Below are 23,984 nucleotides of genomic sequence, written 5' to 3' on the forward strand. Positions count from 1 at the left end.
TAAATGCCTATAGAAATATTGATGCCTGCTCTTTCCCCAACAATGAGTAAAACTGGAGGAAAAATTGTAAAGTGGTGTAAAAAAGAACAAGATAAAGTTGAAATAGGTGATGTAATCGCTGAAATTGAGACTGATAAAGCCATAATGGAGTTTGAATCTGTCGATGAAGGAGTTTTGGCAAAAATTTTAGTGTCGGAAGGAACAAGTGGCGTGCCTGTAAATCAACTGATAGCTCTAATGTTAGAGGAAGGGGAAGATAAAAGCGCACTTGATTTAGCTTCTGCCATCAATACCAAGGTTGAGAAGGAGGTTGAAGCCGATTTTTCAGTATCATCCAACCCTTCGATTTCATCTAGCTCTTTAATGTCATCCCAGTGCGTGACACTGGGATCTAAAAAAGAGGATAGAGCAACAGAAAATAGAATAAAAGTAAGCCCCTTAGCTAAAAAAATAGCTCAAAATGAAGGTGTTGATATAAAGCGATTAAAAGGTACAGGTCCATATGGTCGTATCATCAAAGCTGATGTATTAGAATTTTTAGATCAAACTAAAAGCTATGAGAGATTTGAGGAAAATACAACAGTTGAAGTAAGTAATATGCGCCAAGTGATAGCGCAGCGCCTAGTTGAATCTAAGCAAAATATTCCACACTTTTATTTAACTGTAGACTGCCACGTTGATAAGCTAATATCGCTCAAAAATGAGGTTAATTCAGCAAATGAGAAGAATAAAGTAACAATTAATGACTTAATTATAAAAGCTGTGGCTTTCAGCATGAAAAAATTTCCTGATATAAACTCATCGTGGATAGATACTAAAATAGTAAGATACTCAAATATAGATATCTCAATTGCTGTAGCGCTTGAGGATGGACTGATTACTCCTATAGTAAAAAATGCTGATGAAAAAAGTGTTTTATCTATATCAAAAGAAGTGAAAGATTTAGTAAATAGAGCAAGATCTGGAAAATTAAGGCCTGAAGAATTTCAAGGAGGAGGGTTTACCATTTCTAATTTAGGCATGTTTGGTATAAAAACTTTCAGTGCTATAATCAATCCACCACAGTCTTGCATTATGGCTGTCGGCGCATCTAAAAAACAACCAGTTGTCATAAGTGAAAAAATAGAGATAGCAGAGGTAATGACAGTTACTCTCTCTGTTGACCACAGAGCAGTTGATGGAGCACTCGGAGCAAAATTTTTAAATGCCTTTAAGTACTATATAGAAAACCCTACGGTGATGCTTCTTGAGCCTTTATTATTATAATAAAATTAATACCTCTTAGTTTATACTTTTATTAGTTAATAGGTTTAGAGGTAAAATATGACTTATAAAAAGATAGAAAAACGTAGTATATCTTTTGATGCTACAAAATCAAAATTTTCAAACGATAGGTTTCAAATAGATTCCTCATCTAATGAGTCAATAGATACCATTGGTAAAAAATTTAAGTATGAAGTGAAACTTCCAGGTGTTATTCACACTACAACAAGAAAAAATAATGTTGGAAGCGGATTAAATGAGTTGGATCTAAGAAAGAAAAATGAAAACTCTTTCAAGACACCAATAAAGAATATTGAAGAATCAGATAGTAAGAGAAACCAAAGTCATTTGCTGTTTTAGGAGGACTCATTTCCAGAACTACCAGCATGTGCATATAAGCCAGCACTGCTGCCAAAACCATCAAAAGAAAAAATAAAGGAAGCTGTAGATAAAATGCGCAATAATAGAAAAGCTCATAATTCTGCAAGTGTTGAAAATGGTGTTAGTTCAGACAGGTTCAAAGTGCGCCCGTTCTTATGTAGTGATATAGATGGATATGTAGCTCCTGACAAACGTGACCGTAATCTAGAAAGGTGTAGGGTTACACATGATAGCAGTAAGCTTGAAGCACAAATGGAAAGAAAGCATGGGTTTCAATCAGATCCAAGTGTTAAGCATGTAAAGGCTAATACTGTAGTATGTTCTATTACTAAAGGTCATGACAAAAAAGGCGTTAAATCTGATGTCTCATATACACAAGAGCCTACATCAGAAATGTCTAAGGTTAATGTGAGAGAATTAGCAAATAGGTTCCGCGGCTAATCATTATTGGATTTTTCGAATAACAATTGCTTAAGATTTTATAAACTGTGCATATAGTACTCTATAAGAGAAAGAGAAGTGTGACAACTTCTCTCTTTCTTAACCACTTGCTGAAGAACGTTTATCTTCTGTGGCATCTGGTGATGGAGCAACTAATCTGCTCAAAATCTCATCTTTTGGTCCCATAGCATAAATAACACCATCTGACATGATAATCACTTTATCAACTACGGATAGTAATGGTAGCTTATGAGTGATGATAACAGTGGTAGTATTTTGCTCTCTTGCAACATTGATTGCATTAATCAAGCGCGCCTCTCCATTACTGTCTAAGTTAGCATTCGGTTCATCAAGCACTAAAAGCTTAGTATTACCATAAAAAGCCCTTGCAAGTCCAAGAAGCTGTTTTTGGCCACCAGAGAGTATTACTCCTCCAGGTCCTCCTATTGTTGTATCATACCCATTTGGTAAGCTCAGTATTAATTCATGTATTCCTGCAATTTTTGCTGCTTTGATTATTTCTTCAGGATTTGGGTCTGGTCTCATGCGAGCAATATTAGCTTTAACACTAGTGTTGAACAACTCAATATCTTGAGGTAAGTAGCCAACATAATTACCAAAATTTTCTCGATTCCAAGTGTATACATCAGCACCATCTAGTCTGACTACACCAGATATGGGTTTCCATACACCAACAATTAGCTTGGCAATGGTGGACTTACCAGAAGCGCTTGCGCCAATAACACCAACTACATCCCCTGGTTCTATTAAAAATGATATTCCTTTTACTGTTGGCTTATTACTCCCATAAGGAGTAAAGAATACTCTATCAAATTCCAACTTCCCTTCAGGCTCTGGTAGAGCCATAGTTTGCTCTCTTTTTGGTGATGTTAGGATAAGTCTTTGCAGCCTGCCATATGACATTTTGGCTTGATTTAAAAATTTCCAAGTATGAACTGCTGCATCAAATGGAGCCAATACTCTACCCATCAAAATTGAGGCAGCAATGATACTACCAGCAGTTTTGTGAGCTGTGATTGCGAGTAATGCACCTGTTCCAATTACTGAAATTTGGAGAGTCGAGCGTAAAAACTTAGTAATCCCAGTAATCACATTAGAACGATTCTGCGCTGTAACTTGCATTGCACGATTTTGATCATTCCGTTTACACCAATCAGAAACTATAAATTCTGACATACCCATAGCTTCAACCACCTCTGCATTTCGTGTTGCAACATCTATAGCATTAATATTACGTATAGTTTCTTCATTGGTTTCTCTCAATATACGCTTAGTAGCAAGTTCATTCCATACTGCCATTGAAACTAATATAATAATTCCGGCAATAGCTATAAACCCTGTAGAGGTATGTATCATAAAGATGAAAACAAGGTAAATTAACGACCATGGAGTATCAAATAGTGAAAATATACCATTTCCTGTAATGAAATTTTTTATTACCCCAAGATCTCGTATTGCTTCACCGCTGGAAGTTGAGCTCTGCACTGATGTTAGCCTAATTGACCTTACTATTAGGTCTGGTGTTGCAGTTTTATCAATCCAGTCGCCAATTTTTGCCATGGCTAAATATCGACAAGTTTCAAGCATTGCAGAACATGCAAACGCAGATAAAGTAATAATCGTCAGCATAACTAATGTTGATACACTCTCGCTCGATATCACTCGATCAAGTACCTGAGAAGTATAGAGTGGCAAAAATAACATCAACGCATTAATCCCTGAACTAAACCAGAAAATGAACCAAAACGCACTCTTGCATTTCTCTAGACAAGTGTATAGTATACTTTGCTTTAATTCTTTTTTTATTGATGGAGTAATTTCCACAATCTTCCTTTTAACTTAACTATATGCACCATATATAACTTTTATTTCAAAAGTATTAACAGCTATTGCCTTACCCTATCGTTAATATAATAAAATGTTAACATATGCGAATATAAACTTTTTTATAGCAAGACTATCTAATTCCTTCTCTACTATAATCTTATACGATAGCCTTGCCAATTGTTCTATGTTTTCCTTATCTACTACTCAATGACAGTTTACTAGAATGCTTACTATCACTCCTCTGAAAGTTGATGCTATCAGAGTCAGTGATTACAATCTGCATCTATTTTCCTCTTTCTATATGATCAGGAAGTATTACATATTCCAATGATCTAGCTGTAATTGCTCTTTTTCTCACACAAGATGGACTTGAATATACCCTTGGTCTATATCTTTCGAATTTAAAACAGTCAACAGTAATCCCCTCCTCAAAGTTAGAAAGTATTAGAGATGGAGATTTACTAACTTCCTTATCACTTACAGGATTATTTGCACTACCATAACTCACATGACGCGCTGCACTATGATTGTTACCACACTCTTCTCTTGAGGTTGAATCGCTTGGATTAAAAGGAGTCGAAAATGTTGAATACCCATTGGTATCACCAAATAGTTTTATCAACCCACAGTTTTCTTCATTCATTTTTGTAATATTCTCTTGATTAGCACCTTCTGATAAGCTTGATGAAGCAATAAGATCTTCTTTTTTCTTACTAAAGATATTGCCTATTTTTAGCTTGGTTGCAACATTCTTGAATTTGTTTTTCGGAGCTTTTGGTTTAATTTCTGGATGCTCATTTATAGTAATTACACATGATGGATTATCTGACTTGTCCATTGTATTTTGTACTCTACTGTTGCGTCTTGAATACAGACTAAGTTTTGCTGTTAAATCATTCAAAACAGGTGAACTTTTTCTACCTTCTAAAGACTTATTCGAACATGGTACTGCACTACCACCCCTACTCATTTTCTGAGGAGAAATATTGAGTTTGTCTTTACTCTCTAATCTAGTTTCATGCGTAAACTTGTAAAGTTCATTTTCCAATCGTGAAATATCTTCTGCATTCTTTATTAATAGTTCCAATATTGAGTTGTATTCCTCCAAATCATGATCCCCTACTTTTGTCTTAGCTAACTTTCCTGTAGCCTCTTCAATTCTGTTCATTTTTTCAGTATAGTTTTCTATCTTACGTTTAACAGGTTCTTTTTGAAGGCCAATCACTAAGTTGTATAAGATAAGTAAAAATGATATCGAAGAAAATGCAATGGAAATCCAGGTAAGAATTTCTTCCTTTTTAGGTTTTGCATTATTATACTTAACGCAAACAGAAATAATCACACTTGATATTGACATGGCCAGATTATAGTAATCTAGAAGCTTTTTGCTTCTTTCTTGATCTTCCATATTAAGTCTATCATATTTCTTTTTTTTGTTTTCCCTTATTTCATAAAAGAAATCTAAAAATAACCTCAAGATATTTGTGTCGCCATGTTTAAAAGCATAATCTAAAGCTGTTTTTTTGCATTATCCTTTATATCAAAATTTATCTTCTTATTTACAGTTTTCTCTCCGGTGCTGATTGTTAGGTAGAATAAGGCTTTAATAGCTTTTTCCCTTAAGCGCTCATTTTGTTTACGCTTTTCTAAAACCAATTTTTTCAAAAATTGACCTTGCTTAAAATCCTCATTTATAGTTTTTTCAAAATCATTATCACTCATTACAAGATAGTGTAATGCTGTTCTTCCAGATTTAGATACAACATTTAACATTTTCTTATTATAGGGGTAATGATTATCTGTCATAAAATATTCTATTAACTCAGCATTAAGGCTCATGGCAGCTAAATGTAGAGGTATAAGCCCTTGACTGTTTGTGTTAAAAAGTGGTACTGTGTTCCTAATAATTGACTTAGCAATACTTTCAATAACATACTGAGAGAGTCCTATGTCGTCGGCAAGAGCAGCCATGTGTAACGGTGTATTGTCATTTTCATCATATAACACTTTGATGCTAGCAGCCACCTTTTTACCTACAAGTTCTTTTGACACAAATTCAAGACATTCCTTATTGCCGCTCAAAATAGCTGCAAATAACAACTTTTTTTTTGTGTATTTTGTTCTAAAAAAATATCCTTTGGCTTTTTTTTACCAAATACTTAACGCATTCTACTCTTCCACTGAGGATAGATAAGTGTAGTAAAGTTTGTCCATCCTTATTTTTCTTACTTAATATTTCTCCCACTCTCTCTTTTTTAAAAAGGTGCTCAAGGCATGATTTATTACCAACACTTGCTGCCATATGAAAGACGGTGTCACCGTTGCTATTCTCACGCAAAACCTCTTGATAAACGTCAAATTTCTTCTCTTCCAACTTTTTTTCTATCATGCTTAAAAACGATAAATCAAGTTGGGCAGCAAAATGTAAAGGGGTGTTTCCTTCATTATTACTCTTATTTACTTGCATGCTTCTGTCTATTAATAGACTCACACATTTTTTTCTTAGTTCTGTTTCTGTATTACTCGATAGAGCTAAGTGTAGGGCCACATTTCCTTTGCGTGTTTCTGTGCTTAAATCGTAATCAGGAAATTTATTGAGTAAAAATGTTAGACAATCATACTTCCCGTACATTGCAGCTAAATGTACAAGATCTCTTCCATACTCACCTTTGGATTGAAGTATGCTATTTCCTATATTTTTATAAAATAGCTCTATACAATATGTATTACCATGTATAATAGCAATATGTAAGGGGGTATTACCTTGTTTATTCTGAACAATTTTTGCACCTGATTTAATAAACAATTCTATTAGCTGTTTATTTCCATGTTTTGCAGCTATATGCAATGGGGTGTACCATCTACATTTTCTTGATTAATTTTACTTTTTAGTCTACCTAAAAATTTTAGATGCTCTATAAGAAAATTTATGGCATTTTCTTGAGTTTCTGAGTTACCTGCAATCTTATGAAAAGGATTCTCATTATATTTATTTTTTAAAAATTGTACTTGATTATCAATGAAGAATTTTATGCACTCAGCATTTCCAGATTGCACAGCATAGTGTAATGCGTTATTTCCATATTTATCTGTTTTAATTTTCTCCCTATCAAAAATTCCTTTTGCTGTCAATATTTCTTTTAAATATTCTAGGAGGTTAGGACTTCCGCTTCTGGCAGCATAGTGTAACTCAGTTTTATTATTGGTAGTGCAACTAAAATCTGCTTCATTTTCTATGAGAATTTTCAAGCATTCTTTATTGCCAGATTTAGCCGCATAGTGTAGTAGTGTTTTGCCATCTCTATCTTTATTCCTTAATGCTTCTTCAATGTCAAAATTAGAATTTTCTATCACAAAACGTAAAATATCTTCTTTACCCAACTCAGCTAAATAATGTAGAAGTGTTTTATCATTACTATCTGCAAAATTCTCCAGTTTTGTAATCAATTCTTTCTTCATACCAAGAATTAGAGATACAGCCATTTTAATATCACAATCCCTATTTTTCTTTTGTTGTCTTTCCCTAATTCTTTCAATAGCCACTGTTAATAGCGAAGAACCATCATTACTTATTATATTCCATCCATCTTGACAAAATTTTTCAGCTAATGAATCACTTATATTTTCTTCTAAAATCCTGCTTTTTATATAATCAAGATTATTAGTACATATATTATAGTTTTCTTCTTGAGTTACTTTATTAATATAATCATATATGATTATTAGGTCTTGCTTATTGACTTTATCTTCTGAATTGCCTTGTAATAAAGAGAGGTCTATCTCACTAATTGCTCTGGCCATACCAATGGTTCCCGCAACAAATAAACCCGACCTGAGTGTCTTTGCGCTTGTACTAGATTTAGCTTTGAAAACATTAGTAACTGTGTCAAATTTATTTTTGAACATACTGTACCTCATAAATAATAATGCCGGTAGTGAATAAGGCTTTAGTAGATACCACTGTAATTTTTAAGCCTACAAAAATTCACCAGCGGCCGCATTATATAGTAGATAATTTTTTGTGCTAGTAATATTTTTCTAATTCCCACTTTGGCCTTGGTGCAAAGTCAAGAGAGTCTATATAATTTTTCTGTAACCTTTCAATTCCTGTCCATCCAACCATTACCGCATTGTCTGTACATAGGTTGCTTGGAGGAGAAAGCACGTTCAAATCTATGTATTTTTTCAATCTCTCCTTCAGAAAATTATTTGCTGCAACTCCACCGGTAATTACAAAATCATTGATTTTAATATTTAAAGATGCAGTGATATCAATAGCATTTCTGACTCTATCGAGTAATATGTCGCTAATACACTCTTGAAACGAAGCACACATATCGCAAACATCTTGCTTGCTCATTGCAAGCGCTTTAACTAAGTTTTTTACTGCTGTTTTAATTCCAGAAAATGAGAAGTCACATCCAGAACGTTTTATCATTGCTCTTGGCAGCTTAAATCTCATACCATCACCTTTTTTAGCTAACTCTTCAATCAATGGACCTCCAGGATAGCTTAGATCCAGCATCTTAGCAATTTTATCAAACGCTTCACCCAGCGAGTCATCAAGTGTTTTTCCAAGTTTAATATACTTACCTACATCCTGTGCAATTAAAAATTGACAATGGCCACCCGATATAAGTAGGACTAGAAATGGAAATTTAACCTCATATAGCAGCCTAATAACTAATGTGTGTGCCTCTAAGTGATTAACTGCAATAAACGGTTTTTGTGCTACATGCGCAATTGCTTTAGCCATCATTGTACCAACTGTTAGTCCACCTATGAGTCCTGGTCCTGATGTTGCTGCAATTGCATCTAGATCACAAAAGTTAAGGTTAGATTTTTCTATAGCGCTTTTTACTAGACCACTTAAATGCTTCATATGAGCACGTGACGCTATTTCAGGTATTACCCCACCGCGTTTTTTGTGCTCTTCCTGAGAAAGAATTTCGTGAGCAAGGACTTGCTTATTACTATTTACAATTGCTGCTGCAGTTTCATCACAGCTTGTTTCAACAGCTAATATAGTTTTCATATATATTTGAACTCTTTAATTGTGAGAACTATAACTTGAAATGTTGAAGAAGTGAACTTTGTTCTGTTAAGCTAATTATCATCTCCAAATATAGAACCAATTTTTTTACTCCCAGAGGAAAATTTATTAGTCCAACTGCTTTGTACTTTGTTTATATCTTTAAAGGCAGTTTTATTGCTATACTCCTTTACTTCTTTATCTATTATCTTCATTATTTGTGGATCCAGGCATCTCTTTTTCCATTGGTTAGTAGCAAGAAATACTTTATTTAAATCTTGAGTGCGAATTAGATATTCTTTATCTTTAGGATAAACTTCCTGAGCCCAAGCAAACAGCTCAAAATAGCGTGCGAATAACTCAGACGCACGTGATTTTGGAGTTTGGTAAACTTGTATCTCCTTAAATATAATTTGACCAATAATTTTTTGTACCAGAATATTTGACTGCTTTAAGTTCTGCTCAATATCCTGATAAACTTTATAGAGAAATTCTTGCTCTAAGCTTAAGTTCAGTTCATTTTCAACCATATGTGAAAGTTCATGTACTATGATGTAAGGATTTGACCTTCTTAGCACAATAACATACTTATTTAAACCAGAAGAACGAATTGTCTTACACACTCCCTCTTCCATATCCACTAATCCTTCTTGATATATTTCAAACGAGAGTCTAGTTTGCTTTATTAGTGACAAAGTGAGGTTTAATGTATTTCTAAACTTCTCAAATTGATAGAGATATTTGACATATTGTATTACGTTTTCACTATTTCCTACTTGAGTTGCTTGTTTTATTAAGTTCCTGATTAGCATGCTTCATTCTTAAAGGAATTTTCTTTATGCTCAAGAATTATAAAGTGTTTTCAGGAAGTATAGCTAAAAAAGTTTAATTTACTTACATTCCGCTACTTATTATTAGCCAAGAGGTATCACGTCAGTATGACTTAGGAATGTACTAGATATAAAAGTGCAATATCAAATATATTTTACTAAAAATCAATCAACTTTTCACATGTTTGCTCTTCATAAAAGAAGCTCAATGTTATCGTAGTACCAAGTTTTGCTTCACTTTGAATGTTGAAAGTCCCACCCATTAACTCTACTAATTTCTTGCTTAGAGGTAATCCGATACCTGTGCCTTCGTTTCTATATCCCGAATCTGCTTGGCCAAAAACGGACATAACTTTATATATGTCCTGCTGCATTATCCCTATTCCATTATCATGAAACTCAATAGTTAATAATTTTTTTTCTATATTCTCTTTAATAATCATTCTTATTAAACCACCTTGAGGAGTGAACTTGATTGCATTTGATAACAAATTTATTATAACTTGCTTCATTCTTTTGGGATCGGCGATAACTAATAATTGTTTATCAGATATCTCTTTCTTTAAACTAATACCTGTTTCTTTTAGTTTAGGTGATAACATTTTTAAGCACGAATCTATTATCTTATTCAGATTAAACTTCACTTTCTCTACTGTTAAACTACTTGATTCAGCTTTAGAAAAATCGAGCACATCATTAATCAAAGCAAGTAAATGTGTACCAGCATTATATATATCGTCTACGTATTCCTTGTATTTAGAGTGATCTACCGAACCTAAAGTTTCATTTTTGATCAACTTTGCAAATCCAATAATAGCATTAAGAGGTGTACGCAACTCATGTGTAACACTTGCAAAAAATTTTATCTTATTTGCATTTTCTTGCTCTAATGCCTCTTTAACCCTTTGTAATTCAATATTAGTTTTATGCTGCTTGGCTAGCATTTGGGTATTGGAAAAGTGCAAATAAAGCATTATTAGTATTAAGATAACCAGTAATAAGCCCATTAATATTGAAAATAGACTATATACCATAATATAAGAGTCATTATAGCTTTGAATGATCTTCAAAAAAAATGAAGGCTTAATGTCATCTTCATGAAATATAGGGAAAGTAGAAGTTAATGTATTTCCTGTAGCGTAAAATATTTCTTGATTGCTTAGCAATTTATCAATTTCATCATTTGTAAGCAACTGCTCATAGTCATGACCTTGAGTATTAAAATTACTGAAAATTACTCTGGCATTTTGATCATACAGTATTAAGCTAAAATTTCTTACTTTGCTTACTGATTGTAACAATTCAGCACGCAATTTTACCAACTGGTTTATGTAATCAAAACTGTTATATTTAATATGATGTTTTTCTATTAGTAAATAATGATATTTTTTTATTATACTATTTTCCAATAGATCTTTTAAGTTTGCATTTGAATTACGGTAAAAAGAAAGAAAATTATTCTTTAATGAATAACTGCGGTATATTGTGCCCAATAAAACCACAAAAATTAATAAGAATAGCGAGATAATTTTTGTATATCTATTTGTTTTTAGTGTAGTAAAAATTAATTTACTTAATTTATACATATTCTTCTCATTGTGAAATAACGTCTTTTATGGTATTAATAAAAAATTAGCATATCATACTTTTATGACAATTTCTCCTATCTTGCCAGTTTATTCTCCTATTAACATAAATTTTTCTTATGGCAAAGGTATTTACTTGTATGATATCGATAATAAGCGCTATATAGATTTTCACTCTGGAATAGCTGTTAGCAGTTTAGGTCATGCCAACCCACGATTAACTGATGTCCTAAAATTACAAGGAGAAAAACTATGGCATATATCAAATACCTATAATATATCTACTGCCAACAAATTTGCAGAAAATTTAATAAACAACAGCTTTGCTAATACTGTATTTTTTGCAAATTCTGGATCAGAAGCAGTGGAATGTGGACTTAAAATCGCTAGGGCCTATCAAAATGGAAAAGGTAATAAAAATCGCTATAGAATTCTAACATTTTATGGTGCATTTCATGGAAGGACATTTTTAACTTGTGCAACAAACGATAGACAGAAATTTTCTGAATTACTGAATCCTTATATTGACTGGTGTGATAACATAGAGCCCAATATTGAGAGTGTAAAGAAAGCAATTTCTAATGGCATAGGTGTTATATTAATAGAACCAATACAGGGACAAGGTGGTATTAAAGTAATGAGTAAAGTCTTCATGAAAGAGCTAAGAGAACTATGTAACGAAAACGACATACTGCTATTTTTTGATTGCGTTCAGTGCGGTGCTGGCAGGACAGGAAAGTTATTTGCATATGAACACATAGGAATTAAGCCTGACATATGTGCTCTTGCAAAAGGAATAGGAGGAGGTTTCCCTCTGGGGGCTTGTCTTGCAACTGAAAAGGTTGCTAAGTACATGGCGGTCGGTATGCATGGTTCTACTTTTGGTGGTAATCCACTTGCAACTTCAGTAGGTAATGCTGTATTGGATGAATTGCTCGGCCCTGGCTTCTTAGAAAATGTTGAAGTTAGAGGTAAGTCTTTAAAAAACAAACTAGAGGACTTAGCAAGCAAGTTTCCAATGATAGAAGAAGTGAGAGGAAAAGGGTTGATGCTAGGAATAAAAGTAAAAATGAATAACCAAAAATTTGCAGAAGAGCTAAGTCACCGTGGTTTACTTACTGTTGGAGTAACATCAGATAACGTTCTAAGAATCTTGCCTCCACTCATTATCACTGAAAAAGAGATTGATGAAGGCATTGAAATCCTCACTCAGTATTTATCTGAAAAGTTCTAGTTAAAAACTAAACCTTCCTGCTCGTTAGTTGTTGATTGTATAAAAATTGCAGACAAATCAGTAGCTACAACTTTATCAGCTACTTCATTTGTACACTTTGCCTTTTCCTGTTCTCTTATCAGTGTAAGCTCATTTATATCACTTAGTGAGTCAAATTTTGTTATATCCTCAAATATAAACGATTGCACGATTTCTTTCGGAATATTGAAAAAAGCCGAGTTACCAAGCGATAATGTCATATCTAACAAACTTTTCATTGAGCCGTTTCTCAAAACACATTTAGACAGTTCTCCTAAAAGAATTGGCACTCCAAAAATAAAAAATGCTCCTCTCACTAAATAGGTCGTTATTTCATATAACAATGCACCACACAAGAGTGCCAGTGGTCCAAATACTATAAAACCGCAAAGTAAAGGCAATGGCATGGTCTGACCTGATGATATTCTACCTATAAGCTCCATTGAAATTATAAACCCAATAAGTAACATAGCTCTACCTAGATATGTCCTTTCTTTAGAGCGTTTGTTAAAGTTTTTCTCACGTAACTTAGAAAAATCATTGTTAACTCTGACTTCAAAAATATTATGATTGGTTTTCAATTTGAGCTCCCAGTCCTCTATTCCATGATGCCACTTATGACACCTTACAATTTCATCAATTATCGTACTAACTTGATTATTGATTTTGTATAATTTGCTTTCTTGATATAAGTTACCTTGATAATATTTTTCTCTCAAGTCTACACAATTTAAATTCTTTAAATCACATAAAAAATCTTTGATTTCTTGTGCCATTTTATTAGCATCATCTTCGTAGCCCACAGCTTTCAAAATTGTTACCAAGTGTTTATTTTCAATTTGAGCAATTGTTCTATCTAATGCACGTATATATTGCTTGGATTGAAAATATGAGATGATTTTTTCTTTACATCTATCCTCATTGCCTTCGTACAAACTATTTCTTTTGAAACTGCTGTCATGTTCTTTGGCAATTTCTAATGCATGAACCAATACATTTTGCGCCTTCACACTACTTTCACAGTGACAGTTTCTGATTATGTGTACATACGCTCTTGCACTGGTATCTCCAGATTTATCTATATTGTACGCTTTAGCCAAAAAGACTAAATAGTCAAACCCTGCCCAAAGATAATACATTTCCTTTGTTATAGCACTCCCCACAGAAAATAAAGCTGAGCGTGTGCAAGATAATTTACCGTTGTTTTTAATTCTGTTCTCATATGAACGAAGGTATGCCTCTGTACTTTTTAAAATCCTATGTAAATCTTGTTCTGTCTTTTTGACATCAAAATCATTTATATCATGAACTTTTTCATACGTTTCTTTTATCAAATCACTAGAAAACTTCTTCAGAGCTGAATCATCAATATTTCCTAATGCATCAATATTTTTACTAATATAGATTTCTATTTTTCTTCCAAGTTCTTCTCCCATTCTATTTTTTAGCAACTTATTGTATTTATTAGTAGCTGGAAACAAAACTTTCTCACAAAATTTCTGTGGTTCGTTTTGAAAATTTGCTAAGATCTTATTCACAAATAGCTCAACTTTTTCACCTGCAGCAGCGAAAAACCATGATTGTCTGCTCTCATTACGCTCTCTATTTCTTCCAAGATTCTGTAGGGCTTCAGATGGATTATTGAACTGACTAACCGAATCTGCAAATATTGATGCAACATGATTATATTCACTATCAAATCCACGACCTTTCGATCCATCTATAACCGTTGTCAACGCATATTTAGCCAATGAATCAAAATCTCTTTTTTCATAATCACAATAAAGAGTTCGATATCCACCTATCTGATTACGTATTATCGTTGAAAAGAGTCTGTTTTCTCCAATACCAAGATCATTTTTCCCAATTCCTGCAAAGATACATTTATTTTGTTTGCAGAAATCAATGAGACTATGTAGTATACCTTCCTCTCTTTCCATGAGGTCATGGAGCTCTTTGCTTAAGCGCCAATTATCAACTATTAAGCTGCATTGCTCATTATCACTTTTACTCAGTGCTTCAATTACTGTCTTTATTTGCAGTAAGAGCTCATCTCTAGCAAATTGCTCACTAAAGCCTTTTTCCTCTAGGTAGCTTATAATATTATTATCATTAGTGGTGCTAACATTCTTTTTAACATCTTCTATCAATCCAATCAAACCTTCTCTTCTTTTTTTATCTAAGGTAATATTATCACACTTCATTAAATATAAGAGAGTAAGATCGATCATTGAATGCATTACTCTATATTTTAGATATTCAGCAGTACTACTGAAATCCACCTTTTCTTTTAATTCAGATATCTGCTCTTCTGTCAAACTAGGATGTTGCTTTTTAACGCAGTTTATAAAGTTTAATTGACGTAATTGGAGCCTGTAGTCTTGATATGACATTCCTTCAGGCTGAAATTTATTATACACTTTATAACGTGTACTACCTTCATATACTAAATTATCTCTACCCTGCAACGCAAAGTTAAGATTAACTATACTATTTACATCATCAGCTAAAAGCAGAGCACTTTCTCCAATTGGGCTTTGCACATTCCATCTTATAGAAGTTAATAAATCATTATTATCGACAAGTTTACTGTAATTAAAAACTTCTTCGCTTTCTTCAACATACTCATGAGCTGGACTGGATTTTTCTCTAGTAAATAAGCTACGCACGTTAGCAAGAAATCTAGAGAGCAGTTCTCTTGATTCCACTCCAGTTGCTTTAGTTAGCACCCACCAAACTGGCAACATTACCATACCAAATATAAACATAGAAATTGTATAGTATAGCTGCCCAATCAAAGCAGAATACAGCTAATAATCTGAAGTGAGACCAATTACGGCAGCAACATTACTATTTATAATAGGAAACAATATAGCTAAAGATATTATGGAGGTAGTAACATTAACTGCAAACGCTTGATTGAAATTTGCTCTTCTATTGGTTTTTGCAATAACACTTGCTGTTTCGATAGCGTTTGCAATACAACGTCTACTCAATCTTGTCGGGCTGATAACTTTTCCGCATCTATTTAAAATCCTTCTCTTTGGTGTTCAGTGAGGTAAGTCGTAGGATATTTCTCATCAAGCTTGCACATGTTCTCAAAATCCTGCTGCTTGTTAATACTGTCTGCTTCATCAACACTAATCCACAACTTGGTATTTTGGTCTTTAAATTTACGATCATTTTCTTGCTGTAATAACAGGTCATGTGTCACTATAATTGTTGTAGGTTTAGTTGCCTTCAGTGCATTTTTAATTTCCTCAGCAGTTTTAGGTGTCCTAATGTTTACAGTAAATGCACTACTCATCATTTTTTTAGCTTGGTTTACTAGATCACTGCTTGGTACTGCAACCAGATGATGAAACTCTGCTTGGGCTAGTACATGACTCCACATTCCAATATCGTAAGTCTTGCCAAACCCAGTTTCTGCATCGATCATAACATTACAGTTAGTAGTGGAAGAGTTGCTTAAATGTTCTAATACCCCTTCAACAACAGGTTTACGACGTGCTACTATTATAGATTCCTTTGTATCATCAAGTTTTATAGATTCACCTTTTAGCTTGCAGTTGATTTTTTCTAAGCTACTTATAATACTTTGCTTTTCTTGATTGCTGATAGAACTCACACATTACCCACTATAATTATCACAATATTAATTGTATGTTAATTCAGTAAATTGTCAATTCTATGGACAAAAAGCTGATTTCAACTATCATATTAATATGAATATATGCCTCGGAATAATTACTTCTCCCCATGGAATCAAAGGAGCTGTCAAAATAAAAACCTTTACTGAAAAGCCCGAAAATATTTTCCTATATGGTGAACTAATAATCGGAAGTGAAAATTATAAAATAAGCTTGGTGTCTGTTGTCAGTAATAATTTAGTAATAGCAACAATTAGCGGTGTGAATTCCCGTAATGAAGCAGAGCTTTTAAGAAATAAAAAGTTATATATAGAAAGAGATAAGCTACCACAGTTAAATGATGAGGATGAATTTTACCAAGATGATCTTGTGAATATGGAAGTAAGACTAGAGAGTAATGAATTATATGGCTATGTGAAGTCTGTGAATAATTTCGGCTCGGGGGATATATTAGAAATTTTGGTTATCAGCACAAAAAAAAACATTATGCTATCTTTCACTAAAGAAACATTTCCACATATAAATATAAAGGAAAGGTATATAGTAATCAACATGCCAGAATTCATTGGCCAATAAAAATTTTGATATTTGTATAAAGTTATTTATAATAATCAGACCAAATTAAAAGTGTAATTATGGCAGAAAGGGCTAATGATATCAGGCCAGGTCAGGTACTAGAACATAACGGTGGTTTATTTTCGGTTATAAGTATTATGCATACTCAACCTGGTAAGGGTGGTGCATATATACAAGCTGAAATGAAAAATATCCAAACAGGAGCAAAGTACTATGAGAGGTTTCGCTCTGATGCAACAATCAGAAGGGCAATTTTAGATGAAGAGGAATATGTTTATCTCTTTACTGAAGGGAATATCGTAAATCTTATGCATCCAAGTAGTTACGAGCAGATTGTTATAAATTTAGACTTATTAGGGGAAAAGAAGGCTTATTTGCAAGATAATATGAAAATTAAAGTAGTAACTTATCAAGATAAAATAATTTCTGCACATGTGCCTGATCACGTTACACTAACTGTAAAAGGAACAGAGTCTGTTATCAAAGGGCAGACTGTTACTGCTTCTTATAAGCCTGCAATTTTGGAAAACGGAATACGTGTTAACGTGCCTCAATTTATAAAAGAAGGGGATAAAATTGTAGTACATACTCCTGATAACAGCTATTACGAAAGAGTAAAAGAGTAAATGGCCATTTCATCACCACGAATCAATGTGATGCTTGATTCTGTACGCAGTGCCTCCAAGCAGCTTATACGTGATTTTAATGAATTGCAAATTTCAAGCGTTAAGTCAGCAGACTTTATCAATAAAACTTATTCAAAATCCAAGCAACTTATATACGATTGCTTGAAGAACTACAACCAGAACTATGACTTTATTTTTGAAGACGATGTGGGCCAAGATCTAAAAGACGGCGGTTATACTTGGTTTATTATGCCTATAGAAGGCAAGGAAAACCTTTTTAGTTGTATGGTTTATTTTGCAGTATCAGTTTGTCTCATTCATAAAAACAGAGTTGTAGCAGCTGTGATCGATGCTCCAGCGCTTAGAGAAACTTTCTGGGCAGAGGAAAAGAAAGGAGCTTTTCTTGAAGATTTCAAATCTCGCCATGTAAAAATGCGGATGAAAGCTCGTGAAGGGGGAATAATAGACATAAGTGGTAATTTGTTAAATAAATTACCACTTGACAATAATAATCTACGCTCCCTTGGCTCAACGGTACTAGGTTTTGCATATCTTGCTGCCGGAAGATACAATGGAATAATTTACTCTGGAATTAATAAATATAAAACTTCACTCGGTAGGCTTTTTCTGCAAGAAAGCGGTGGGAGATTAAGGGAAGATAACGCGCTTGTCATTGCTGGAGATATAAACTAAAGTTCATTCAAAAGAGCAAAAGTCACGTAGTGAAAATAATAAATGGTCTTACCTACCCCTCATTGCAGCAGGGTGGCAAAATAAGATAGACGAGAAAAGACAACTATAGGAACAAATAGGTGTCATTCCAGCACGTGACACTAGAATCCAGATTGTTTAGACTGGATCCTATGGTCAAGCCATAGGATGACAAAAGAGTAAACTTTACCTGTGTGAGCTATAGATCCCAGTGTTAGCTACTTTCATGACAAGAAATAAAGCACTGATTTTGTACATTAACCATGCTTTTAAATAGATACCTTATTCTTGGCAACTTTAAACTCAACAACAGACACAAACAGACAATTTCTCAAAAACTTTTACAAGAGATTTTGTTAAATGCTCTATCATTTCATTTGTATGGTAAGGCGTAGGAGTAATACGGAAGCGCTCAGTCCCCTTTGAAACTGTTGGGTAATTTATATGTTGTACATATATTCCATACTCATCAAATAACAATTTTGATGCTTTTTTGGACAACTCAGGATCGCCAATTATGATTGGAATTATATGAGTTTCTGTTTGCATAAAATTCACTCCTGCGTTTCTCAGTGAGTCTTTTACCTTTTCAACAGACTGCTTTTGCTTCTCTCTTTCAACATTGCTCGATTTTAAATGCTCAACGCTTGCCTTTGCTGCTGCTGCTAAAACGGGTGACATAGCAGTAGTAAAAATAAATCCTGGGGCTGAACTTCTTATTACATCCACCAAGCTCTTTGAAGACGCTATATATCCACCCATCACTCCAAAAGCCTTTGATAATGTACCCTGAATAACAGTTATTCTATCCATCAAACCTTCTCTTTCTGCAATTCCGCCACCGCGCGGTCCATACATGCCAACTGCGTGTACCTCATCCAAATAGGTAATTGCATTATACTGATCTGCTAGATCACATATCGCTTCAAGCGGTGCTACATCACCATCCATTGAGTATACAGATTCAAGTGCTATTATTTTCGGCGTTTTTATATCTATAGACTTTAGCAACTGCTCTAAGTGATCAACATCATTATGCCTAAATATGTGCTTCGGTCTTTTTCCTGATTTTATACCTTCTATCATTGAAGAGTGATTTTTCTCATCTGAAAAAATTACCACGCCCGGAATAACAGACGATAAAGTACTAAGTGTAGTTTGGTTGGCAAGATAGCCACAAGCAAAAGTTAAAGCAGCTTCTTTTTGATGCAAGTCAGCCAAAGACTTCTCGAGCTCAACAACTTCCTTTGTTGTACCTGATATATTTCTTGTTCCTCCAGCACCAACAGATGAATTTTGAATAGCAGCAATGACACTATCGTTTTGTGACATTCCCAGATAATTATTACTGCACCAGACAATAACCTCTCTATTTCTTTCATAATCCATAATATAGGGAAGTTTGCCAGGTAATGACACAAAATGCGTAAATTCACGATAGCGCCCTTCTTCTTTTATATCTTTGATTTTATTTAAGAATATTTTTTCGTAGTCTACCAAGTTTTTATCTATTAACAATCAATATAATTATAATAAATTATTAAATGATAGACTACTATATTTATTACTTAGACTGACATTCTTCTGTCTGCATAACCTTTTTGACCTGATTATCCTCAACTAAGCTTTTAGGTCTATAGCAGTACGTAATTGTAGCTGCAATAAGACAACAAACTGCAACTGCTATTCCTATTGCTAACATTTCCAAGTAAACTGCAACAGCTGCTCCTAAGGCAATACCAGTTATTGCAAGCGCAGAAGCAGCTACGACATACTTTTTTGTGTTTTGTGGATCATTCTTTGAATTGCTTGGTACGGTTGCTGAATAGCCTAAAGATGACATAAATTCCAAAAATCCCTTATTTCCTCGTTTTTTTGCCATATCTAAAGAGCTTCCTTTCAAAAGAGTATCTGATGGTTTATTAATAATTGGATCGTTTTCTAAATACGGGCTTGTACCATTGTCTATTAGCAATTTTGCAGATTTTTTATGCCCTTCATTTATTTCTCGATTATAAGCTATAACATGTAGCGCAGTACCAATATCCCTACTTTGTGTATTAACATACTTTTTTTTATCTTTTGCTGCACCTATCAAAATGGCAACTACATCAGAATGACCATTATCAGCAGCTAAGTGCAATGCAGTTTCACCATTATGATGTTGTAAATAAAGATCTGCCTTTTTTTTAAAAGCAATTCCACCATTGCTGAATTACCTTGTGTAGAAGCATACATCAAAGGAGTAAGATTATATCGTTCTTTAGCATCAACTGTTGCGCCACGATCTATTAGCAATTCCGCAACATCTAAATGTCCATAATACACTGCTTCATGTAAAGGAGTTACTCTGCTGCCTGTACTGCTTACTGAATTAACATTTGCACCGCTATCAAGTAAAAGCTTCACAAAATCTTTATGACCATTTCTAGCAGCTAAATGAAGTGCGGTGTCACCACCTACTTTTGTTTTTGATTTAATCTCAATATTTGCACCACATTCTAGTAAACGCCTGCCAAGCTCAACATCACCTTTTTGTGCTGCAACGTGTAAACGAATAAATCCATCATTATCATAATCTGTGAAACGTTCATTAATATCGTCTAGTAAACTTTCCCTACCAGCTTTTAATTCCTCAGGAATGATAAGTGTTACTTTACCATTTTCATACTCTACTTCACCGTTATGAAATTTAAGTGTGAATCTAAGTAAACTGTCTAATTCACATATCTTCTTTTCTGGGTTATCAGAATTGCGTACCACCATTGATGACTTATAGTTAATGCGTACATAATTCTCATCAGAACAATCGATGTACATGATCTTCTTGTAAGAATCGCTAGAAAGTACCTGATATTTTATTAATATACTATGCATTCGGATAGCAAGGAAAGCCATATACCCCGCTTGATTACAACTTGTAGTTAATTCCTCTATGAGGGAATCATTCGGAACCTCTACTTTGGCATGTTTAAAAATTTCCGTAAAAACATACTTTGCAAACAGACGTTTATCATCTCCCTCATTATATTTATCATATAATCCTTTAATGAAACTATTATCTATAGTGCGATCATTGATTACAAAAAAATCCGTTCTATATAGGTCTTGATAAGCTGTGTTACCAGACTTTACATCTTCATTATTCTCATCTGCCTTTACTTGACCCAGCAGAGATTGTGTTAGCTGAAATTCTAACGTAGTTACTGCACTAGATTTAGTATCAGAATTATTAACGCCAGATTCCTCTTGACTTTCATTACCTGAATCCTCAGAACGACGGCGCTCTTTTTCCTCTCGTTCTAAAATTTCAAACCCTTCTTCAGTTCCCGAATCCCTAGAATCTGATTTCTTTAAAATTTTGTTTGATTCCTGTGATACAAAATCTGAACCTAACATGTTTTTCCTCACTAATTAGTAGCTAAGCTAAGTGTAGCATTAAGTGGCAATTTTGTCAACTTAGCAAGCATCTCTTCGTAGTCTACCAAGTTTTTATCTATTAATAATCAATATAATTATAATAAATTATTAAATAATAGACTACTATATTTAGTATACAGACCTTTCCTTGAACACAATCTCTGCAGGCTCACCATTCTCAATTAAGCTTTTAGGTCTACAGCAGTATGTAACTGTAGCTGCAATAAGACAACAAGCTGCAACTGCTATTCCTACCGCTAACATTTCCAAGTAAACTGCAACAGCCACCCCTGAAACAATACCGGCTATCGCAAGCGCAGAAGCAGCTACAACATACTTCTTTGTATTTTGTGGATTTTTTTTGAGGCCACTTTTGCTGCTTTGCTCATTAATTCTTGGCAATTCTGTTTTTGGCTGTCCATTTCCGTTAGCAACTTGTTCTACATGCTCAGTAGGTTGATTAACGTTAATATCATTATTAACATCTTCAATTTCAATCGAAAGGAATTCATCTTCATCATCACTTGTTAATTCTTCTCTTAAAGTACAAGGAACAGAATTACTAGAAACAGTACCATTAGCTGTTGCTTCAGCTTCCACTGTGTCAATTACAGATATTCTTGTTTCATGACCTTCTTCACTAATTTTTTAAAATGGAGAATTACTATTAGAGTCTGAGGAAGTTCCGGCAGAGCAATCACTTTTATTACCTTCAAGGTTAGAAAAATCATCCTCCTCAGAACTCAGTGATGGTGAGCTTTCTTTAGACTTTACCAAAGGAGCTTCTTGGCTACTTGCAGTAGCTTCTACATCATTGCCTGCTGATAATTGCTCGAACTCGTTTTTAAGAAATGCTATTATTTGTGCAAGATCCTCTTTCTGATTACCCTCTCCCAAACTTGTCATCTTGTCATTTGCTTGACCTAAGAGCTTCTGTAAAGTGGATTTATATACACTATCATCTACTTTTCTTAATAAATCCATCACATCAGCAAGATCAATGCTACTGACAGCACTAGATAATTTTTCTTCTATATTTTTAGGCATTTTACCCTCCTCACAATTATTACCTATAGCTTCTTCTATTGAAGCCTCTTCATTATTCATAATATTCTCTACTTTATCAACAATGTTTCTTTGCGGCTGTTGATTATCAATATTTTTGGATTCTGGATCTTTTTTAATATTTAAATGCAAAGGTGTTTTATCATCTAAACCTTCAAGAAATTTTGTGATTTTTGATTCACTAGAAGATTTTTCCCTGTTTTCTTCCCTTACCAAATATAAACTTTTCGTTCCTACCAGATCTAAAGCTGTTTTGCCATCTCTATCTTAAATGTTCCAATCAGCTCCCTTGTTTACAAGTAATTTTACTATTTCAAATTTATCATGGTAAGCAGCCCAATGTAAAGCTGTTCTGCCATGCCTCTCATCTTGAACATCAACATTAGCACCATTTTCAATAAGTAAGCTTATTAGTTTAAAATTATCATGTGCTACAGCATAATGCAAAGGTGCAATTCCAGAATTATCTATACTATTAATATCAAAAACTTTACGATTAACAATTACCTCTGCCGCTTTACTTTTAGGAGCTAAGTGTATAGCATAGTGCAAAAGTTTAGATGAAAAAATAATTCTACCTTCAGCCTCAGTATTCTTAAACCTATTTAGTATCACTTCTACGCATTTTTGATTACCAACAAAAGATGCCCTTTCAAGTTTTTTACATATACCATCCAAAAACATAGTATGATTCGGCTTATCCAAATGCTCTAATAAAAACTTAATATAGCATTGTCCACCAACACCAATAAGTAGCCTATCGAGCCCTTCATCTTGCGTAAATAATATACTTTTATGCGTTTCTGCATATCTTTCCACAAGCGTATCATTAGCTGCAATGGCTAGTAGTGAAAGCTCTTTTACTGAATGATTATAATAACCATTTGTTTCATCATAACTATTATTCAACAGCACATTGTGCGTATGATCAGTCAAATTAAGCTGTTGAGAGCAAAAATCCTTCAAATTACCACAATTCAAATCAGTAATAAATCTATCGCTTTCCTCTATATTATTTATAGTTTTATCTAAATCTGCATAATCACCATAATTTTTTGCTTTATTTATAACGTCTATTAATCCATCAAAGGTTAAATTTTTAGGGGTAATGGTAAATTCTTCTTCATTATGCCTTGGTTCTATATTAACCTGATCTTGAGGCCAAAATAACTCTGTTGCTACAACTGCTGTAACTTCTGCAACACCTACCAATACATTCGCAACATTACCTAAAATGCCTGGATCAGTAACTACTTTGTTTGCTACTTCACTACTATCAGATGAACTCTCAGTAATAGACAAG

General features: G+C 33.7%; 24 protein-coding genes. 7 read left to right on the forward strand and 17 right to left on the reverse strand.

Annotated features, from left to right (window positions below; genetic code table 11):
- Window positions 1–3 precede the first annotated feature (3 nt).
- The 3 genes from OPR44_RS00695 to OPR44_RS00705 all read left to right on the forward strand — a co-directional run bounded on the left by OPR44_RS00695 (window position 4) and on the right by OPR44_RS00705 (window position 2,085).
- The gene (locus OPR44_RS00695) at window positions 4–1,266 is read left to right on the forward strand and encodes a pyruvate dehydrogenase complex dihydrolipoamide acetyltransferase (protein ID WP_265015026.1); all 1,263 of its coding nucleotides are present in this window, start codon (window positions 4–6) and stop codon (window positions 1,264–1,266) included.
- Between the two features lie 57 nt (window positions 1,267–1,323).
- Entirely contained in the window at window positions 1,324–1,623 is a 300-nt protein-coding gene (locus tag OPR44_RS00700; RefSeq protein WP_265015027.1) for a hypothetical protein, read from the forward strand.
- A 93-nt stretch (window positions 1,624–1,716) separates the two neighbouring features.
- On the forward strand, window positions 1,717–2,085 hold the full coding sequence (locus OPR44_RS00705) for a hypothetical protein (protein WP_265015028.1): 369 nt from the start codon (window positions 1,717–1,719) through the stop codon (window positions 2,083–2,085).
- Between the two features lie 99 nt (window positions 2,086–2,184).
- Here OPR44_RS00705 and OPR44_RS00710 read toward each other — a convergent pair whose 3' ends face one another.
- From OPR44_RS00710 to OPR44_RS00745, 8 genes are all read right to left on the reverse strand, one after another.
- Window positions 2,185–3,930 (reverse strand): type I secretion system permease/ATPase, encoded by a 1,746-nt coding sequence (locus OPR44_RS00710; RefSeq protein ID WP_264375083.1) that lies wholly within the window; start codon window positions 3,928–3,930, stop codon window positions 2,185–2,187.
- Window positions 3,931–4,216: 286 nt separating this feature from the next.
- A complete protein-coding gene (locus tag OPR44_RS00715; RefSeq protein ID WP_265015029.1) occupies window positions 4,217–5,410 on the reverse strand; it encodes a hypothetical protein in 1,194 nt (397 codons plus the stop codon).
- Window positions 5,411–5,442: 32 nt separating this feature from the next.
- Window positions 5,443–6,033, reverse strand: coding sequence for an ankyrin repeat domain-containing protein (locus OPR44_RS00720; RefSeq protein WP_265015030.1), 591 nt, complete (start codon window positions 6,031–6,033; stop codon window positions 5,443–5,445).
- Between the two features lie 22 nt (window positions 6,034–6,055).
- Window positions 6,056–6,781, reverse strand: coding sequence for an ankyrin repeat domain-containing protein (locus OPR44_RS00725; RefSeq protein WP_265015031.1), 726 nt, complete (start codon window positions 6,779–6,781; stop codon window positions 6,056–6,058).
- Window positions 6,772–7,839: an ankyrin repeat domain-containing protein gene (locus OPR44_RS00730; protein WP_265015032.1), complete on the reverse strand. Its 1,068-nt coding sequence runs from the start codon at window positions 7,837–7,839 to the stop codon at window positions 6,772–6,774. The genes OPR44_RS00725 and OPR44_RS00730 overlap by 10 nt, the downstream gene beginning before the upstream one ends.
- 118 nt (window positions 7,840–7,957) lie before the next feature.
- Window positions 7,958–8,968 carry a tRNA (adenosine(37)-N6)-threonylcarbamoyltransferase complex transferase subunit TsaD gene (gene tsaD / locus OPR44_RS00735; protein WP_265015033.1) on the reverse strand — a complete coding sequence of 337 codons (1,011 nt, stop codon included), beginning with the start codon at window positions 8,966–8,968 and terminating at the stop codon, window positions 7,958–7,960.
- Window positions 8,969–9,039: 71 nt separating this feature from the next.
- Window positions 9,040–9,777 (reverse strand): WD_0702 family putative metalloprotease, encoded by a 738-nt coding sequence (locus OPR44_RS00740; protein ID WP_010403278.1) that lies wholly within the window; start codon window positions 9,775–9,777, stop codon window positions 9,040–9,042.
- A gap of 176 nt (window positions 9,778–9,953) precedes the next feature.
- On the reverse strand, window positions 9,954–11,381 hold the full coding sequence (locus tag OPR44_RS00745) for a sensor histidine kinase (protein ID WP_265015034.1): 1,428 nt from the start codon (window positions 11,379–11,381) through the stop codon (window positions 9,954–9,956).
- Between the two features lie 64 nt (window positions 11,382–11,445).
- Between OPR44_RS00745 and OPR44_RS00750 the strand changes: the two genes are divergently transcribed.
- Window positions 11,446–12,615: an aspartate aminotransferase family protein gene (locus OPR44_RS00750; RefSeq protein ID WP_265015035.1), complete on the forward strand. Its 1,170-nt coding sequence runs from the start codon at window positions 11,446–11,448 to the stop codon at window positions 12,613–12,615.
- Here the strand turns inward: OPR44_RS00750 and OPR44_RS00755 are convergent.
- The 3 genes from OPR44_RS00755 to OPR44_RS00765 form a co-directional block, all read right to left on the reverse strand.
- Complete coding sequence (locus OPR44_RS00755) at window positions 12,612–15,380, reverse strand: hypothetical protein (protein WP_265015036.1); 2,769 nt, start codon at window positions 15,378–15,380, stop codon at window positions 12,612–12,614. The genes OPR44_RS00750 and OPR44_RS00755 overlap by 4 nt on opposite strands.
- Before the next feature lie 63 nt (window positions 15,381–15,443).
- The gene (locus tag OPR44_RS00760; protein WP_265015037.1) at window positions 15,444–15,629 is read right to left on the reverse strand and encodes a hypothetical protein; all 186 of its coding nucleotides are present in this window, start codon (window positions 15,627–15,629) and stop codon (window positions 15,444–15,446) included.
- 32 nt (window positions 15,630–15,661) lie between these two features.
- Window positions 15,662–16,261 carry a DEAD/DEAH box helicase gene (locus OPR44_RS00765; protein WP_265015038.1) on the reverse strand — a complete coding sequence of 200 codons (600 nt, stop codon included), beginning with the start codon at window positions 16,259–16,261 and terminating at the stop codon, window positions 15,662–15,664.
- A gap of 97 nt (window positions 16,262–16,358) precedes the next feature.
- Between OPR44_RS00765 and rimM the strand changes: the two genes are divergently transcribed.
- Genes rimM through OPR44_RS00780 form a run of 3 tightly spaced genes read left to right on the forward strand, consistent with a single transcriptional unit; the run spans window position 16,359 to window position 18,178 of the window.
- On the forward strand, window positions 16,359–16,859 hold the full coding sequence (gene rimM, locus OPR44_RS00770) for a ribosome maturation factor RimM (RefSeq protein WP_264375077.1): 501 nt from the start codon (window positions 16,359–16,361) through the stop codon (window positions 16,857–16,859).
- Between the two features lie 59 nt (window positions 16,860–16,918).
- The gene (gene efp, locus OPR44_RS00775; protein WP_010403241.1) at window positions 16,919–17,485 is read left to right on the forward strand and encodes an elongation factor P; all 567 of its coding nucleotides are present in this window, start codon (window positions 16,919–16,921) and stop codon (window positions 17,483–17,485) included.
- The gene (locus OPR44_RS00780) at window positions 17,486–18,178 is read left to right on the forward strand and encodes an inositol monophosphatase family protein (protein ID WP_007302192.1); all 693 of its coding nucleotides are present in this window, start codon (window positions 17,486–17,488) and stop codon (window positions 18,176–18,178) included.
- A gap of 321 nt (window positions 18,179–18,499) precedes the next feature.
- Here OPR44_RS00780 and hemA read toward each other — a convergent pair whose 3' ends face one another.
- From hemA to OPR44_RS00810, 6 genes are all read right to left on the reverse strand, one after another.
- Window positions 18,500–19,696 (reverse strand): 5-aminolevulinate synthase, encoded by a 1,197-nt coding sequence (gene hemA / locus OPR44_RS00785; protein WP_265015039.1) that lies wholly within the window; start codon window positions 19,694–19,696, stop codon window positions 18,500–18,502.
- A gap of 64 nt (window positions 19,697–19,760) precedes the next feature.
- Window positions 19,761–20,339, reverse strand: coding sequence for an ankyrin repeat domain-containing protein (locus OPR44_RS00790; protein ID WP_265015040.1), 579 nt, complete (start codon window positions 20,337–20,339; stop codon window positions 19,761–19,763).
- Window positions 20,330–21,595, reverse strand: coding sequence for an ankyrin repeat domain-containing protein (locus tag OPR44_RS00795; protein WP_265015041.1), 1,266 nt, complete (start codon window positions 21,593–21,595; stop codon window positions 20,330–20,332). Before OPR44_RS00795 ends, OPR44_RS00790 begins: the two co-directional genes overlap by 10 nt.
- 150 nt (window positions 21,596–21,745) lie before the next feature.
- Complete coding sequence (locus OPR44_RS00800; RefSeq protein WP_265015042.1) at window positions 21,746–22,216, reverse strand: TomO hydrophobic C-terminal domain-containing protein; 471 nt, start codon at window positions 22,214–22,216, stop codon at window positions 21,746–21,748.
- A gap of 48 nt (window positions 22,217–22,264) precedes the next feature.
- Window positions 22,265–22,897, reverse strand: a complete 633-nt coding sequence (locus OPR44_RS00805) for a hypothetical protein (RefSeq protein WP_265015043.1) — start codon at window positions 22,895–22,897, stop codon at window positions 22,265–22,267.
- A 51-nt stretch (window positions 22,898–22,948) separates the two neighbouring features.
- On the reverse strand, window positions 22,949–23,983 hold the full coding sequence (locus tag OPR44_RS00810; RefSeq protein ID WP_265015044.1) for an ankyrin repeat domain-containing protein: 1,035 nt from the start codon (window positions 23,981–23,983) through the stop codon (window positions 22,949–22,951).
- Window position 23,984 lies beyond the last annotated feature (1 nt).

It is taken from the genome of Wolbachia endosymbiont (group B) of Camptogramma bilineatum, assembly GCF_947251825.1.
Taxonomy (GTDB): domain Bacteria; phylum Pseudomonadota; class Alphaproteobacteria; order Rickettsiales; family Anaplasmataceae; genus Wolbachia.

What these genes read in the sequence shown, in the direction of transcription:
- OPR44_RS00695 (WP_265015026.1), top strand. Translation starts at nt 4, where the DNA reads ATGCCTATAGAAATATTGATGCCTGCTCTTTCCCCAACAATGAGTAAA.
- OPR44_RS00700 (WP_265015027.1), top strand. Translation starts at nt 1,324, where the DNA reads ATGACTTATAAAAAGATAGAAAAACGTAGTATATCTTTTGATGCTACA.
- OPR44_RS00705 (WP_265015028.1), top strand. Translation starts at nt 1,717, where the DNA reads ATGCGCAATAATAGAAAAGCTCATAATTCTGCAAGTGTTGAAAATGGT.
- OPR44_RS00730 (WP_265015032.1), bottom strand. Translation starts at nt 7,839, where the DNA reads ATGTTCAAAAATAAATTTGACACAGTTACTAATGTTTTCAAAGCTAAA.
- tsaD (WP_265015033.1), bottom strand. Translation starts at nt 8,968, where the DNA reads ATGAAAACTATATTAGCTGTTGAAACAAGCTGTGATGAAACTGCAGCA.
- OPR44_RS00740 (WP_010403278.1), bottom strand. Translation starts at nt 9,777, where the DNA reads ATGCTAATCAGGAACTTAATAAAACAAGCAACTCAAGTAGGAAATAGT.
- OPR44_RS00745 (WP_265015034.1), bottom strand. Translation starts at nt 11,381, where the DNA reads ATGTATAAATTAAGTAAATTAATTTTTACTACACTAAAAACAAATAGA.
- OPR44_RS00750 (WP_265015035.1), top strand. Translation starts at nt 11,446, where the DNA reads ATGACAATTTCTCCTATCTTGCCAGTTTATTCTCCTATTAACATAAAT.
- OPR44_RS00755 (WP_265015036.1), bottom strand. Translation starts at nt 15,380, where the DNA reads ATGTTGCCAGTTTGGTGGGTGCTAACTAAAGCAACTGGAGTGGAATCA.
- rimM (WP_264375077.1), top strand. Translation starts at nt 16,359, where the DNA reads ATGAATATATGCCTCGGAATAATTACTTCTCCCCATGGAATCAAAGGA.
- efp (WP_010403241.1), top strand. Translation starts at nt 16,919, where the DNA reads ATGGCAGAAAGGGCTAATGATATCAGGCCAGGTCAGGTACTAGAACAT.
- OPR44_RS00780 (WP_007302192.1), top strand. Translation starts at nt 17,486, where the DNA reads ATGGCCATTTCATCACCACGAATCAATGTGATGCTTGATTCTGTACGC.
- OPR44_RS00795 (WP_265015041.1), bottom strand. Translation starts at nt 21,595, where the DNA reads ATGTTAGGTTCAGATTTTGTATCACAGGAATCAAACAAAATTTTAAAG.